Source organism: Erythrobacter tepidarius (assembly GCF_002155695.1).
GTDB classification, from domain to species: Bacteria; Pseudomonadota; Alphaproteobacteria; order Sphingomonadales; family Sphingomonadaceae; genus Erythrobacter; species Erythrobacter tepidarius.
On sequence record NZ_MUYJ01000003.1, the window covers coordinates 1 to 15,771 of the forward strand.

A 15,771-nucleotide genomic window follows, 5' to 3' on the forward strand; every position below is an offset into this window, starting at 1 on the left:
AGGTCTGGCAGCCGCGCCCCGTCATGGGCGTTGGCCGCGCTGGCATCCCAGGTCCTGATCAGCCCATGCGCCCGGTCGATGCCGATGTGGTTCTTGTAGCCGAACATCGGGATGGCAAGATCGACCGGCTTGAACGCCGCAGGATCAGCACCCTCCTTCACCTTCGCCTTGGAGTATTTGACCGTCCAGCGCGCATCGCGGTCCTTCTGGCGGATCCTGGCGGGCTTCTCCTTCCAGCGCTCCGGGATCTTGCCCTCCTTTATCGCGGCCTTTTCCTCATCGCTATTGCGCTGCCTGGGCGCCGGCACCACGGTCGCATCGATGATCTGCCCGCCCATCGCCAGATAGCCGCGATCGGTCAGCACGGCATCGAAGCGCGCAAAGAGCTTGTCGATCGCCTTGGCCTTCACAAGCTGCTCACGAAACAGCCACACCGTGGTGGCATCAGGCACCTTGCCATCGAGCCCTAACCCCAGGAACCGCTGGAACGAGAGCCGGTCCTTGATCTGGAACTCTGCCGCCTCGTCCGAGAGCGAGTAGAGCGCCTGCAGCACCAGGATCTTGAACATCATCACCGGATCGAACGGCGGCCGGCCGCCTTTGCCACGATCGCTCCGCCTCAGCGCCACGATCAGCGGCCCGCGGAACACTTCAAAATCCACCACCCCCGCCAACCGCTCCAGCGGATCGCCCGCCGCGCTCAACGCCGCATACCGATCCGACAAATCAAAGAAACCCGGCTGACCAACCATCATCGCCTCCGCTCATCGCAGCGCAGAGTGAATCAGATCAGCGCATCAAAGGCGAGGGTTTTTCGAGGTGTCCACATAGACCCTCGGTTTTATGTCCGAGATAGAATCGGGCAAAAAGATCGCGTCGCCTTGGTAAAAAGCTTCAAAGGAGATGATCGTCTTAAGGGATTTGAGTTTTTCGGTTTCTCCGATTCATTCCTGTCCATACCAAGTTGCCTTGGCTTCCTGGCGAATGGTTTAGCGGTAATCAGTGCTTCTTGCGACTTCATGCTTTTTCAGCAATTTGCGGATCGCCGTATCGAAATCACTTCAGGTAATGAAGAGCGGGAGCGTTATGATTTGAGTGATCGCAAGCCGATCCCCATCAAATCGATGATGTCAAGCCCGCTAGTTTTGGGCCAGATTGTCCTTCCACGTGATGTTGGCTTGGAAGATTATCTGACGAGATTGAACTTCGACAATGTCAAATCCCCGAACGGGAAAATAGCGTCGCAGCCCCTCTACGGTATTAACCCTAACATCATTGAGATGTCACACGATCCAACCACAACGCCAGCGTTTTTCGGCAATATCGATGCAAACATCGCCAGTTTTTGTGCCAACCAAATTTACCTGCGAGATTTTATATTCGAGCAATTCGGAAATTATAAATGGGAAATTGACACCAAGCCCGAAAGGCTGGCGCTTTGGCAGAGGATCGTTGCGAATGCCAAAAGCGAAAATGCATTCATGAGAATGCAGCTTGAACAGGACTATTTCAGGGCGACTGGTCTTCGCGTAAGATTTTAGGCGCCCCTCAATCGCCCGTCAGGATCCGGGCCACCAATTCGCGCACGGTGGGCGTGTAGCCATTGGAATAGAACGGATCGGTCTTGAACCGGTAGGCGGCGTGGCCAGCGAAGGCGAGGTTCCTGTGGGGATCGTCGCCATGGGCGATGTCCTGCAAGGTTTTCTGGATGCAGAAGCTGCGCGGGTCGGCGAGGCGTCCGGTGGTGTGGTCACCGTGATCCTTCCAGCTCGAGAACTGGCAATGCGACAGGCAGCCCATGCAGTCCTGCTGGTCCTTGCGGATCGTATCGCGCGCCTCGGGCGTGACGAAGACGATCGTGTTGTCCGGCGTCTTGAGCGGCTCGGTATGTCCGGCGCGCATCCACATTTCGGCCTTGGCCCTGTCCTCTGGAGTGACCCAGAAACTGCGCGCCTTGCCCTCATCGCCCAGCTGCACCGTGCCTTCCTGCTCGCCGCGCTTGAAAAACCGGATCTGGCGTTCCGAGCGATGCATCAGATCGTAGAGGAACGGTGTCTTGACCGCGCTCGAATAGAAGCCGGTGGGCGAAAACTTGTGCAGCAGCACGTCGCCCGGTTCGACGGTGCGCAGCATGTCTTTCCAGATTTGCGGGATCGGGCTTTCCTGGGTCAGCAGGGGACGCGTGCCGAACTGGAAGGCGATGGTGCCAAGCTCGGGATTGTCGATCCAGTCGTTCCATTCGCGCAGATACCACACCCCGCCTGCCATCACGATCGGCACGGCATCGGGCACGCCCTCGGCGCGCATTGTGTCGCGCAGCGCCTTGACGCGGGGATAGGGCTCTTCGGGTTTGGTCGGGTCTTCGGCGTTGCTCAGGCCATTGTGACCGCCCGCCAGCCACGGATCCTCATAGACCACCGCCGCCATCAGCGCGGCAACCTTGTGATAGCTGCGCTTCCACAGCGCGCGGAAGGCGCGGGCCGAGCTGACGATGGGAAGATAATTGACGTTGAAGCGCGCCGCGATCTCCGCCAGCTTGTAGGGCATGCCCGCCCCGCAGGTGACGCCCGTCACCATGCCGCGGGTGCGTTCCAGCACGCCTTCGAGCACGGCCTGCGCCCCGCCCATTTCCCACAGCACATTAATGTTGATCGCGCCCTTGCCGCCCGCGATCTCGAAGGCCTTCTTCACCTGCGTGGTCGCACCTTCGATGGCGTAGCGGATCAGCTCCTGATGGCGCTCCTCGCGGGTGCGTCCATGATAGATCTGGGGGATGACATTGCCGTCGGCGTCATAGCTGTCGGCATTGACTGCGCTCACCGTGCCGATCCCGCCGGCCGCCGCCCATGCGCCCGAACTGGCATGATTGGTCGCCGAAACACCCTTGCCGCCTTCGACCAGCGGCCAGACCTCACGCCCGCCATAGACGATCGGGCTCAATCCCTTGAACAATGAAAACTCCTCTTCGCGCCGTCCCTGTGGCGCGCATTACATGGTGGTGACATAGAGCCGCGCGGCGCGGCCTGCAACCGTGCCCCCGCGCTTGCCCCTAGCTGGCGTTGCAGGGCTTGATCGCGTGAGGTTCGGTGCGCTTGGCACCGCGCTGGAATCGGGCGAAATATCCCTTGATGTCGGGCCGCTCGATATACTCGACGAGGACATAGCCGACCGCCTCGAACTCGCAGAACAGCAGCCTGTGCGGCAGCCCATGCTGGCCGACTGGGCTTTCGCTTTCCACCACGATGATCTGCCCCTCGGCATTGAGCGCGGGCCACATCCGCCACAGGAAGGCGTAGGGATCGGTCACTTCATGATACATGTGCACCATGAAGATGCGGTCGAAACTGTCGGGGGGCAGCTGCGGATCGGCCGGCTCGCCGAGTTTGATCGAGATGTTTTCGAGCCGTTCCCTTTCGACCCGGCGGCCGAGCCGCTCGAGCGCCTCGCGGCTGATGTCCTGCGCCAGCACCCTTCCATCGCTGCCCACGCGTTCGGCAAGTCGGACGGTGTAATAGCCCTCGCCCGCGCCGATGTCGGCAACGGTCATGCCCGTGCGGATATCGGCGAGATCCATCACGACCTGCGCCTCGTTGCGTTCGTCGCGCGTATCCTCGGTGGCGAACTGATTCGAGACGACCTTGGCCACCGGCCGGTCAGGCTTGGGGAATGCCTCGGCATCTTCCGGCAGTTCAGCGGTGACCGGGATGATCGGGTCGCACCCGCCGAGCAGCGGGACAGCAAGACAGAGCAACATGGCCGCAAGCCGCGGACAAGACCGGTCGTTTCGGAGCATCACTGCGCGCCTTAGCGTGTCGTCCGGATCGATGCAAAAGCCAATCCACGCCAGTCCATGCCGCGGGCGCGATGCTATCGACCCGACCGCAGCGGCGGCAATCAGTCCGGCATCGACGCCCATGCGACTAACGAGATGTCCCGATCCGGCAGAGCAGGGGCGGCAGGAGGCGCCGGTGGTGCCTATTCGACGTCCTCGATTTCGACCTTCTCGCCCGTCACCCGCTGGGCGAGCGCGGCGGAAATGAACGGATCGATCGCCCCGTCAAGCACCGCGTCGGGCGAGGTCGAGACCACACCGGTCCGCAAGTCCTTGACCATCTGGTAGGGCTGCAACACGTAGGAACGGATCTGGTGGCCCCAGCCAATGTCGCTTTTGGCCGAATGCTCGGCGCTGGCGGCTGCCTCGCGGGCGCGCATTTCTGCCTCGTAGAGCCGGGCCTTCAGCATGTTCATCGCGATTTCGCGGTTCTTGTGCTGGCTGCGATCCTGCTGGCTCGCCACCACGATCCCGGTCGGCTGGTGGGTGATGCGCACGGCCGAATCAGTGGTGTTGACGTGCTGACCGCCCGCGCCCGATGCCCGATAGGTGTCGATCTTGAGGTCGGCCGGGTTGATCTCGATCTCGAAGCTGTCGTCGATCACCGGATAGACCCACACGCTCGAAAAGCTCGTGTGGCGGCGGGCGGAGCTGTCGTAGGGGCTGATGCGGACCAGGCGATGGACCCCGCTTTCAGTCTTGGCATAGCCATAGGCATTCTCGCCCCTAATCAGCAGCGTGGCGGACTTGATGCCCGCCTGTTCGCCCGCCTGATATTCGACCGTTTCGACCTTGAACCCGCGCCGCTCGGCCCAGCGTGCATACATGCGCAGCAGCATCTCGGCCCAGTCCTGGCTTTCGGTGCCGCCCGCGCCGGCGTGGATTTCGAGATAGGTGTCGTTGCCATCCGCCTCACCCGACAGCAGCGCCTGCACCTTGTCGGCATCGGCACGCTCGGCCAGCGCGGCGAGCGTGGCGAGACCCTCATCGACGATCGCCTCCTCGCCCTCGGCCTCGCCCATTTCGATGAACTCGATCGCATCGCGCATCTCGGCCGAGATCTCGTTGACGGTGTTCACCGCGCTTTGGAGCGTCTTCTGCTCGCGGCTGATGGCCTGGGCCTGCTTGGGATTGTCCCAGAGGTTCGGGTCCTGCACCCGGGCGTTCAATTCATCGAGGCGCCGCAGCGCACGGTCCCAGTCGAGCGACTGGCGCACCAGCGCCAGCGCTGCTTCGATCCGGTTGATATAGGATTGGGCCTCGGCCCGCATGGTCTGTCCTTCACAAGACGCGAAAAAATCCGGCCCCGCTTAGCCGTGCCTGCGCGATTGTAAAGCGGCGCGCGCGTGCGCCCCTTCGGCTATTTCCTGAGAGCCCGCACCGCTGCAAGCGTCTTTTCGACATGACCGCGGTAATCGGGATTGGAATAGACCGCGACGATCCGCCCGTCAGGAGCAATGACGTAGGAGGTGCGGGTGGCAAGGCCGGAATTGCCCATCGCCACATCATAGCCCTTGATCACCCCCGGCTCGGCCACACCGACCGGGAAGGCATCGCGACATTCCTCGCGGCTGAAGCGCTTGAGCGTCTCGATGTCGTCGTTCGACATGCCGATCACGCTGGCGCCTGCGGCCTTGAACTTGGGCATGGCCTCGGCAAAGGCATTGGCCTCGAGCGTGCAGCCGCTGGTGAAGGCCTTGGGGTAGAAATAGAGCACCACCGGCCCCTTCGCGAGCGCGGCGGAAAGCGAGAAACCGAATTGCTTGCCGGCAAGCGCGGCGCGCGTGGTGAAGGCTGGGGCCTTCTGCCCGACTGGCAGCTCGGCCGAGGCCGCGGTGACGAACCCGGCGCTGGCAAACGCCGCGGCGGCGAGAATAAGAAGCTTTCTGGTCATGGCAGTCCAACCTTCAAGGTAAAGCACGGTTCCCCCGTGCACGGTGCGGGTCAATAGACCCCGCCCTGTTCCTCGACGAAATCGGCCGGCTGATCGGGATTGTCCTCCACCACCGCGCTATCGGCGTTCTGACGCCCGGCGCGGATCAGCGCGAGGATTTCGTTGCGGCGCGCGGCGATCTCGTCCTGACGGGTGTAACGCTCGGGCTCGGTATCGGGCTTGAAGGCTTCCCAGATGATCGCCGACTTGGGATCGTCGGTGGGCCAGCCATCGAACACGCGCTTGCCGGTGCGCCGGTCAACCCGCACCATCCGCACGCCCTGCGGCGCGACCGGCGGAAGATCCGACCACTTCTTCCGGGTCTTCTCGATCAGGCTCTTGATGATCGGCGCGGAGATGGTGCCGCCATAGGCATAGCCGCCCATGTTGCGCGGCTTGTCGAAACCTACGTAAGCCCCGGCCACAATCTGCTGGGTGCCGCCGATGAACCACACGTCCTTCGGGCCGGTGGTGGTGCCGGTCTTGCCGAACAGCGGCAGGCCGAGCGGGTTCAGCACGGTCGCCGTGCCGCGGCTGACCGCGCCGCGGAGCATGTGCATCACCTGAAATGCAGTGCGCGGGTCCATTGCCTGCGCGCCCTTGATCCCGAAGCGCGGCATAGGCTTGCCGTCCCACTTGGGCATGTTGCAGCCCCGGCAGTCGCGGGTATCGGCGCGCCACAGCACCTTGCCGCGGCGATCCTGCACATAGTCGATCACGGTGGGCGGATTGAGCCGGCCGTGATTGGCCAGCGCGGCATAGGCGGCGACCATCTTCGAGAGCGTGGTCTCGCCAGCCCCCAGCGCGGTCGAGGGATAGGGTTCGAACTTGCCGATCCCGAGCTTCTCCACGGTTTTGACGACGTTGGACATCCCGGCCGTCATGCCGATCTGCACCGTCATGATGTTCTGCGACTGTTCAAGCCCGTAGCGCAGCGGATATTGCCCCGCGCGCCCGCCGCGGATGCATTTCTCGCCGAGGTTTGCGCCCTGATAGTAGCAGAAGCGCGAATTATCGATCTGGGTCGAAGGCGTCATCCCATGGTCCAGCCCGGTGGCATAGACGAAGGGCTTGATGGTCGATCCCGGCTGGCGCATCGCCTGCGTGGCGCGGTTGAAGTCCGACAGGCGGTGATCGAAGCCGCCCTGCATGGCCAGCACCCGGCCATATTGCGCATTCTCGACGATCAGCGCGCCCTGCGCTTCGGGGATCGTGCGCACCTGCCAAACATTGCCCGAGGGGCTGGCGGCGATCACGTCACCGGCCTTGAGCCGGTCGGGCAGGCCCGTCAAGGGCGCTTCGCTGCCGTCGGCAAAGCCAATCCGTGCCGAGGCCTGATTGCGGCTGGTGACCACGCCGACTTTCCAATTGCGGTAGCTGATGCCGAGCGGTGAGCTTTGCAGTTGGCTCGCCCAGTTTCCCTTGGAGACATCGATTCGCGCCAATGGCCCGGTCCACCCGCGCCCGCCGTGGTAGCGCAGCAGGCCCTCGCGCAGCGCATCGCGCGCCGCGATCTGCATTTCCGGATCGAGCGAGGTGCGCACCCACAGGCCGCCAGCATAGACCGAATTCGGTCCATCCTCGGCGGTTTCGCCGAAACGCTCGATCAGCTCGCGTCGCACTTCCTCGAGGAAGTAGCCGGCATCGACGCTGCGCTCGCGCCGCTGGGCGACCAGACCGAGCGGCTTTGCTGCGGCCTCACGGCGCTGCGATGCGGTTATGAAGCCGTTGGCCTCCATCTGAGCGAGCACGAAATTGCGCCGGGCGAGCGCCGCCCGTTCCTGCCCCTTGCGGCCATAGCGTTCGGGCGCCTTGGGCAGGATGGCAAGGAAGGCCATCTCGTGCAGTTCAAGATCGTGGACGTCCTTGTCGAAATAGGCGCGTGCCGCGGCCTGCACCCCGAAGGAGCGCCGCCCGAGCGGGATTTCATTGAGATAGAGCTCAAGTATTTCCTGTTTGGTGAGCACCTGCTCGATGCGTCCGGCAAGGATCATTTCCTTGAGTTTGCGGGTGATCGAATATTCGTCGCCCAGCAACAGGTTCTTGGCGACCTGCTGGGTGATGGTCGAACCGCCCACCGCACGCTCACCCGAGCCGAGCTTGCTGGCATAGTCGAGCACGGCATTGGCGGTGCCGAGGAAATCGATCCCCCCATGGCTGAAGAAGGTTTTGTCCTCGGCCGCCAGAAAGGCCTCGATCAGCTTCGGCGGAAAATCGGCATATTGCAGCTGCACCCGCCGTTCGCGCGCATAGGAATGGACGATCTCGCCGTCATAGCCCCGCACCACTGTGGGCAGCGGGGTTTCATAGGTAAGTAGCGCTTCGGCCTCGGGCAGATCCCTAGCAAGCCACACGAACAGCGCGATCCACAGCAGCAGGCCGAAACCCGCCAGGCTGGCGATGATGCGGAACAGCCGGCTTTCCCGCCACTTGGCGCCGAACCATGCAAGCGCGCCGCCGACATCGCGGTTGATGCGATAGCGCAGGTAGGCCCAGGTCGATTGCGGGCTGGAGGCAGCGGTCGGCTCGGTCATCGGCGGGGCGCAACTAGCACGCACGCCGCGCCCAAGGCTAGCGGCTTTCGGCCCCTATTCCCCGCCGCCTGCAAAATCGGTGCGGCGCGCGAAATAGACCCGGATCGCGCGCGCGAGCACGGCGGCATACTGGCCCTGCCCTTCCGGCGTCGTCAGCCGCGCACGGTCGAGCCGGTTGGTGACGAAGCCGCTTTCGAACAGCACCGACGGCACGTCGGGCGCGCGCAGCACCGCGAGCGCGGCGGCGCGGCGCGGTTGCGGGACGAAGGCGAGATCCTCGCCCCCCTCGCGCACCACCAGCCCGGCAAATTCGATCGCATCCTCCTGCGTGCGCTGCTGCGAGAGTTCAACGAGGATCGCGCTCACCGCCGCGCTCTGGCCCTCGATGGTGATGCCATTGAGGCGATCGGCATTGTTCTCGCGTGCGGCAAAGCGGGCCGCAGCCTCGCTGGAAGCCTTTTCCGACAGGGTGTAGATGCTCGCCCCGCTGACATTTTCGCGGGTGCCGGCGGAATCGGCATGAATCGAGATGAACAGATCGGCCTCCAGCTGGCGGGCGATCTCGGGCCGGTAGGCGAGCGGCAGGGTGCGGTCGTCGTCGCGGGTGAGTGCCACGCGGATGCGCCCGCTGCGCAACAACTCGCTGCGCAGCGCCCGCGCGAGCGCCAGGGTGATGTCCTTTTCCTGAACCTTGAGACCCTCGGCATCCTCGCCGATCGCGCCCGGATCGCGTCCGCCATGCCCGGCATCGATCACCACCAGCGGCAGCGCATCATCGGGCGGCCCCGAAATTTCCGGCAGGTCGAGCGGGATCGCGCCGTGCTCCAGCGGAAAGCGCAAGACATAGTCGCGCCCGAACACCGGCACCGGAATCCGTACGTCCAGCGCCGCCGCGCCGCCGAGCACGGCAGCAGGAACCAGCAGCACGATCAGCAACAGGGTGCGAAAGCTCATCTCCGCACCGGCTTACGTTCTTGCCCGTCATCAACGCAATAGAGTTGCGGGGCTTGTCCCGCGGTGCTAGCGGTGCGGGCGGAGAGGTTGCAACTGGTGCCCCGGCACCGAATAGCCCGCCTCTCGCGCCGGGCTCCCTCTCTTTCACGGCTCCCGGCTTCAGCACAGGTTGATGTAGTGACAAGACGCTTTTCCCCGCAATCCAGCACAGTGCGCGCCTTGGCGGCCTGTGTCAGTGCGGGCCGAAGCGCGGCATTTGGCCGCAGTCTTGCCATTGCAGACACGAGCTTCGCGCTTTGCGTCCGTTCAGGACGTGGCGTGACAACCCCTTCCGGCACACCCTTCGGGCCGTCCGGATCATCCCACAATTGGCGTCCCCTTCATCGCCCCCAGCGGGCCGGGCCGGACGCATGGAGAATATTCAATGGCAACGCGCATGCTGATCGATGCGCGCCACCCGGAAGAAACCCGGGTGGCGGTTCTGCAAGGCAACCGGATTGAGGAATTCGATTTCGAATCTGCCGATCACAAACAGATCAAGGGCAATATCTACCTCGCCAAGGTAACCAGGGTCGAACCGTCGCTGCAGGCGGCCTTTGTCGATTTCGGCGGCAACCGTCACGGTTTCCTAGCCTTCAGCGAAATCCACCCCGACTATTATCAGATCCCCAAGGCTGACCGTGAAGCTCTGCTCGCCGAGGAGGCCGAGGCCGCCGCGGAGGAAGAGCGCCTGCGCGCCGAGGAGGAAGAGGCAGGCATTCCTCCCGTCAACGAATATGATGTCGAGGACACGAGCGGCGAGGCACTGGCCGAGGATTTCGCTGAAAGCGGCATCGAGGAAGTCGACACTTCGGACAAGGACGATGTCGCGACCATCGAGGATGGAAGCTCCGACGACGAGAGTGCCGATAGCGAGGAAGAGAACGGCGAGGACGAACGCAGCCGCAGCCGTCGCGGGCGGCGACGCCAGGGCAAGAGCGGCAGCGACAAGGGTGACAGCGAAACGGGCCGCAGCCGTGCCAAGCAGGTCGACGAAGTGCGCGCCAAGCGCATGGCGCTGCGTCGCCGCTACAAGATCCAGGACGTGATCCAGCGCCGTCAGGTGCTGCTGGTGCAGGTCGTCAAGGAAGAGCGCGGCAACAAGGGCGCGGCGCTCACCACCTATCTCAGTCTCGCCGGTCGCTACACCGTCCTGATGCCCAACAGCACCACCGGCGGCGGCATCAGCCGAAAGATCAGCTCGGCCAGCGATCGCAAGCGGCTCAAGGAGATGGTCTCGGACCTCAAACTGCCCAAGACCATGGGCCTGATCGTCCGCACCGCGGGCATGAGCCGCACCAAGCCCGAAATCAAGCGCGACTTTGACTACCTCGCCCGCGTATGGGACGAAATCCGGGAGAAGACCCTCGCCTCGGTCGCACCGGCGCTGATCCATTCGGACAGCGATCTCATCAAGCGCGCGATCCGCGACATCTACAACAAGGAGATCGAGGAAGTCGTCGTCGAGGGCGAAGAGGGCTACAAGTCGGCCAAGGCCTTCATGAAGCTGCTGATGCCCAGCCACGCCCGGCGGGTGAAAGCCTATTCCGATCCGGTGCCGCTGTTCCAGCGCTACGGCGCGGAAGACCAGTTGCGGGCGATGTATGATCCGATGGTGCAGCTCAAGTCGGGCGGCTATCTGATCATCAACCCGACCGAGGCGCTGGTGGCGATCGACATCAACTCGGGCCGCTCGACCAAGGAACACAATATCGAGCAGACGGCGCTGCACACCAATCTCGAAGCAGCACGCGAGATCGCCCGTCAGCTGCGCCTGCGCGATATGGCGGGACTCATCGTCATCGACTTCATCGACATGGAATATGCCTCCAACGTCCGCAAGGTCGAGAAGGCGATGAAGGAGGCGCTCAAGAATGATCGCGCGCGCATCCAGATCGGCCGGATCAGTTCCTTCGGCCTGATGGAAATGAGCCGCCAGCGCCTGCGCACCGGCGTGCTCGAAGCCACCACCCGCCCCTGCCCGCATTGCGATGGCACCGGGCTGGTGCGCACCGCTTCCTCGGCGGGCCTGTCGGCGCTGCGACTGATCGAGGACGAAGCGTCCAAGGGCAAGGGCACGCAGATCCGCCTCGCGGCCAGCACCGAGGCGGCGATCTATCTGCTCAACGAGAAACGCGCCGATCTGGTCGAGATCGAGCAGCGCTACGGGGTCAGCGTCGAAGTCGTGCCCGAAGGCGAGCAGGAAGGCGCGAAGATGAGCATCTCCAGCAGCGGCCCGCGTCCCGCGCAGACCCCGCGCTTCGATCCGATCATCGACGAGGTAGAGGACGAGGACGAAGAGCTTTCCGCGGACCAAGAGGCCCAAGAGGATGCGGAGGCCGAGCGCGAATCGCGCCAGCGACGCGATGGCGAAGAGGATGGCGGTCGCCGCAAGAAGCGTCGCCGCCGCCGGGGTGGCCGCGGTCGCAACCGTGATCGCGAGGAAGGCGCTGAGGCCGAGACCGGCAAGGCAACCCATGCAAGCGAGGGCGAGGATCGCGAAGCCCCCGGCGATGCACCGGCCCACGAGAGCGACGATGACGGCGAGGCCCGCCCGAAGAAGCGCCGCCGTCGTGGCGGTCGCGGGCGCAAGCGGCGCGGCGATGGCAGTGAGGGCGATCTCGGCGCTGACGCGGCGCAGGATAACGAGGCCGAGGTCGAAGCCGGTACCGCAGGCGAAAAGGCAGAACCGAGCAAGCCCGCACCTGCGGCGGAGGCCGAGGCCGAAGTCGCCGCCGAAGTTCAGACCTCAGCACCTGTTGTCGAGGCGGCCGAGGAGGCCGTCGCCGAGAAACCCAAGCGCAAGCGTGCGCCGCGCAAGACCAAGGCCGTCACTCCGGAAGCCGGCGCCGAGCCGGCGGTCGAAGCGACAGGGGAAGCCCCCGCGGCCGACGAAGCGCCCAAGCGCAAGCGCGCACCGCGCAAAGCCAAGGTTGCCGATCCGCAGCCGGTGGAAACCGCCGAAGTCGTCCAACTGCAAGGCGAATCGCAAGCCGAAGCCCCCGCCGAGGCGGCTGAAGCCAAGCCGCGCAAGGGCTGGTGGAGCCGCACCTTCGGCGAGTAGGATGCGTTAGGCCATGGCCGGAAGCGGGGCGGGAGCGGGCAACCGCTCCCGCCCTTCGTGCTTGTCGCCGTGGCTATGCCGGCTTGCGGGCGATGCCCCACTCCATCCATCCGACAAAGCGCGGGACCTTGGGCGTGTAGGCCTCACCCAGCGTCTCGACCGCGAAGCCCGCGCTTGCCAGCGCACTGGCGATCGGGCGACTCAGATGGCAGCCCCCGGCAAGCCGCTTCCAAAGCGGCTCGATGCGCTCCTGCCACCTGCGCACACCGGTGTCGGGGGCGCGGCCGTGTTCGAGGAACAGCATCTGTCCGCCGGGGCGCAGGACGCGGCCGATCTCGCGCATCACCTGCGCCGGTTCATCGACCGAGCACAAGGTAAAGGTGCACACCACGCAGTCGAAGCTGTTGTCGCTGAAGGGGATCGCCTCGCCCCGCCCCTGCCTGAGGTCTGCGGCCCAGCCCTTTGCCCGCGCCGCCGCGCGGGCGGCTTCGAGCAGGCCGTCATGCGGGTCGATCCCGGCATAGGAGGTGATCGCCCGCCTATCGTAGAAATCATGGTTGATCCCGCCCCCGCAGCCCAGTTCGAAGACGTCGCCCCGCGCGAGCGGCACTACCGCACCGCGCCGCTTCATCACCTGAGGCTGCGAACAGGCGCAGGTGATGAGTTTCGGCATGATCTTCGCCTCGTACCAACCCTTGAGGCCCATATCGCTGCTCCTCCCCGCGCGACCCGGCGATCGGTTTCTAGCCGCTGTCGCTGGAATGGAAAGCGGCTTCAGGCGGCCCGGCGCTGGGCGGCGGCTGAAAGAGCTTCGGCAATGCGGGCCATGTCGGCCGCGAGCACAGCGATGAGCGCCTCGGCGGACAGGGCATTCCACTGCGCGATCTGGGGCATCGACAGGCCAACCCGCATCGTGCCGCCCCAGCCCCCACCGACACGCACGCACTTGACCGGCTGGCCGAGCCGGATGCCGTCCATCGCCATGGCCCTGTGCGCTGCCTGCGCCGCCTCGAAGGTTTCCAGCCCCGGAAGGGCCGAAAGGTCGAGCGTTGACAGCGTGCGCATCTCGATCGGGCTGTTGCCCGTGCCCTCGCCTCCCGGTGTCACGCAGGCAAGTCCGAGTGGCGCGAGCAGGTGCGTGTGCATGGCTTGCTCGAAGGCAGCGATAATCGCCTCGATCCGCGGCATGGGGATCGCCTGGAAGCGCTCGATCTCGAACAGAGCGGCTTCGAGCCGCAGCGCCAGGGCGGGGTTGGAACTGTCCTCGAGCGCCGCTGCTCCGGGCCACCCGTCGGGCCACTCCGCGCGGCGGAAGATCTGCGCGAACCCGTGCGGCAGCGGTGCGGCGCTGGCGGCGAGCGTGGCCGGCACCAGCGCCCAGCCATTGAACGGCGGCGCGCCGACGAACTTGGAACCCGTCATCAGCACGATCAGCCCGCGCGCAAGATAATCGCCGATCGCCGCGCTGGTGATGCGCGCCTGGCAGGCATCGACCACGAAGGTCGCATCGGCGCCGAATTGGGCGATAAGGGCATCGAGATCTGCGAGTGCGGGCAAGACCAGCCCGGTCTTGGAACCGTGCACGCAATGCACCACGCTGTGCTTGCCCAGCGCGCGCGCGGCGGCGATTTCCTGGGCTATCCCGGCGGTAATCTCGGCGCTGGTGCGGGCGACGCCATCCGGGCAGCGCACGGGCACGTCGACCAAGCTAATCTCCCCCATGCCCGCCACATCCTGACCTGGAGCAACGCCGTCAACCAGCGCGGTCTCGTTGGCGAAGAAACGGCCATGGGCGGAATGGATGCAGCCCGATCCGGTTTCGTCCGCGCCCAGCAGCACGTTGTGGATGCCCGCCGCGCTGCGCCCCAGAGCCAGTGCCAGGGCGACATATTCGAGATCGGTGCCCGACGGTGCAAAGACGATTTCGGTATCCCCGCCAATGCCATAGGCAGCACGGATGCGGCCGCGCAGCGCGTCGAGCCGCGCCTTGTAGCCCAGCGCAGCCGCGGCACCACCGCGCCCCAGCAGATGCGCGAAGGCAGCGGCGGAAATGTCGCTCACGGTCGAGGACGAATAGGCCAGCACGTCGCGCGGATAGGGCGCGGAGAGATAGCGGTTGAGCCCGCTGTCCGGATGAAGCGTGATCCGCGCATCGCCGCCCGAAGCCAGCGCCGCGACCAGCGCGACAACATCGTCGGTAGGCTCAAGCCCGGCCAGCGGGCGGTTCAGAGGAGGCACTGGGGCAACCTTTCAAGCGGCCTGATAACGGGTTCGCGCGCTCTAGAGAAAGCGCTCTGCCAATAAAACCGCAAAATGCATCTGGCGCACCTTTCCCCTGCACACTAAATGCGCGCCTTCCCGCCAAGAGGCCCGAAACCCATGACCAGCTACCCCGCTCCACTCCGCATCCCCGTAGAGGCCAAGCAGCGTCTCAAGATCCTGTTCATCGCCAAGAACGCGCTGTGGGACGGCTCCGGCACCGCCGAGGACGGCAACCACGCGACCTATCATGTCGAGATGCGCGAGACGCTGAAGGCGCTCGGCCTTAACCTGCGCGTGGAAAACAAGTTCGAGGTATTGTTCGACAGGCCCGAGGTCGATTTCGTCTTTCCGCTGCTCAACCGCGCGGGGTTCTTCAATTCGGAAATGCTTTGTCCGCTGCTGTGCGAACGCGCCGGCATCCCCTATCTCGGCGCCAGCCCGATCCTGCGCGGCCTTTCGGACGACAAGCATCTCGCCAAGCGCGCGGTGCGCGATGCCGGCGTGCCGACCGCGCCTTGGGCGATCTACCGCCGCGGCGCGCCGATCGATCCGGCGCGGTGCCCGGAAGGTGCGCGCTTCGTGATCAAGCCCAACAATTCCTCGGCCAGCTGGGGCGTCATGGACGCGACCGACTGGCCGAGCGTCGAAAAGGCCATCCACGGCGTGCACGATCTCGGCCACGACGCAATCGTCGAGCCTTTCATCGAGGGCTCGGATGTCGAGGTGCCGGTCGTCACCATCAAGGGCGAGCCGATGATTCTGCCGATGATGATCTTCCGCCAGGCCGATCCCTCGCACCTGCGCACCTATCAGGAAAAGCGCGATCTGGTGGATCGCAGCCAGAAATACTCGCTCGATCCATTCGAGCACCCCGAGATGATCGCCAAGATCACTGAATATACCAAGGCCGCGATGCAGGAATATCGTCCGTTCGATTACGGCCGCTGGGAGTTCCGCGTGAACGAGGAGACCGGCGAAATCACTTTCCTCGAGCTCAATCTCAATTGCAACCTCTGGTCGCAAAAGGTGTTCGGGCGCGCGGCAGCACTGGCGGGCTGGAGCCATCCCGAACTGATCGAGACGCTGCTTGCCGAAAGCCTTTCGCGCCACGGGCTGCTGGGGTAGGCTGCGCGGGCATTCCCGCCGGAGACGG

General features: G+C 64.7%; 12 protein-coding genes. 3 read left to right on the plus strand and 9 right to left on the minus strand.

What is annotated here, in order from left to right; all coding sequences use genetic code 11:
• Positions 1-752 (minus strand): IS5 family transposase (locus BZF61_RS03050; RefSeq protein WP_086616887.1); only part of this gene is annotated, 752 nt, incomplete at its 3' end.
• 27 nt (positions 753-779) lie between these two features.
• On the opposite strand from BZF61_RS03050, the gene BZF61_RS03055 reads away from it, so the two are divergent.
• On the plus strand, positions 780-1,541 hold the full coding sequence (locus tag BZF61_RS03055; protein ID WP_143736885.1) for a hypothetical protein: 762 nt from the start codon (positions 780-782) through the stop codon (positions 1,539-1,541).
• A 7-nt stretch (positions 1,542-1,548) separates the two neighbouring features.
• On the opposite strand, the gene BZF61_RS03060 is transcribed toward BZF61_RS03055, so the two are convergent.
• From BZF61_RS03060 to BZF61_RS03085, 6 genes are all read right to left on the minus strand, one after another.
• Positions 1,549-2,952, minus strand: coding sequence for an NAD(P)H-dependent flavin oxidoreductase (locus BZF61_RS03060; RefSeq protein ID WP_086617188.1), 1,404 nt, complete (start codon positions 2,950-2,952; stop codon positions 1,549-1,551).
• Between the two features lie 97 nt (positions 2,953-3,049).
• Positions 3,050-3,754, minus strand: a complete 705-nt coding sequence (locus BZF61_RS03065; protein ID WP_086617189.1) for a class I SAM-dependent methyltransferase — start codon at positions 3,752-3,754, stop codon at positions 3,050-3,052.
• A gap of 221 nt (positions 3,755-3,975) precedes the next feature.
• Positions 3,976-5,103 carry a peptide chain release factor 2 gene (gene prfB / locus BZF61_RS03070; RefSeq protein WP_086617190.1) on the minus strand — a complete coding sequence of 376 codons (1,128 nt, stop codon included), beginning with the start codon at positions 5,101-5,103 and terminating at the stop codon, positions 3,976-3,978.
• A gap of 89 nt (positions 5,104-5,192) precedes the next feature.
• Positions 5,193-5,726, minus strand: a complete 534-nt coding sequence (locus tag BZF61_RS03075) for a peroxiredoxin (RefSeq protein ID WP_086617191.1) — start codon at positions 5,724-5,726, stop codon at positions 5,193-5,195.
• 50 nt (positions 5,727-5,776) lie between these two features.
• The gene (locus tag BZF61_RS03080) at positions 5,777-8,299 is read right to left on the minus strand and encodes a penicillin-binding protein 1A (RefSeq protein WP_086617192.1); all 2,523 of its coding nucleotides are present in this window, start codon (positions 8,297-8,299) and stop codon (positions 5,777-5,779) included.
• A 54-nt stretch (positions 8,300-8,353) separates the two neighbouring features.
• Positions 8,354-9,253: an N-acetylmuramoyl-L-alanine amidase family protein gene (locus BZF61_RS03085; protein WP_086617193.1), complete on the minus strand. Its 900-nt coding sequence runs from the start codon at positions 9,251-9,253 to the stop codon at positions 8,354-8,356.
• Between the two features lie 424 nt (positions 9,254-9,677).
• On the opposite strand from BZF61_RS03085, the gene BZF61_RS03090 reads away from it, so the two are divergent.
• Positions 9,678-12,356: an Rne/Rng family ribonuclease gene (locus tag BZF61_RS03090; RefSeq protein ID WP_086617194.1), complete on the plus strand. Its 2,679-nt coding sequence runs from the start codon at positions 9,678-9,680 to the stop codon at positions 12,354-12,356.
• A 73-nt stretch (positions 12,357-12,429) separates the two neighbouring features.
• Here the strand turns inward: BZF61_RS03090 and BZF61_RS03095 are convergent, their stop codons facing one another.
• Together BZF61_RS03095 and BZF61_RS03100 are read right to left on the minus strand one after the other, a co-directional pair.
• Entirely contained in the window at positions 12,430-13,062 is a 633-nt protein-coding gene (locus BZF61_RS03095; RefSeq protein WP_086617195.1) for a class I SAM-dependent methyltransferase, read from the minus strand.
• A 68-nt stretch (positions 13,063-13,130) separates the two neighbouring features.
• Positions 13,131-14,594: a hypothetical protein gene (locus tag BZF61_RS03100; RefSeq protein WP_086617196.1), complete on the minus strand. Its 1,464-nt coding sequence runs from the start codon at positions 14,592-14,594 to the stop codon at positions 13,131-13,133.
• Between the two features lie 141 nt (positions 14,595-14,735).
• Here BZF61_RS03100 and BZF61_RS03105 point away from each other — a divergent pair, with 141 nt between their 5' ends.
• A complete protein-coding gene (locus tag BZF61_RS03105) occupies positions 14,736-15,743 on the plus strand; it encodes a D-alanine--D-alanine ligase family protein (RefSeq protein WP_086617197.1) in 1,008 nt (335 codons plus the stop codon).
• The last annotated feature ends 28 nt before the right edge of the window (positions 15,744-15,771 follow it).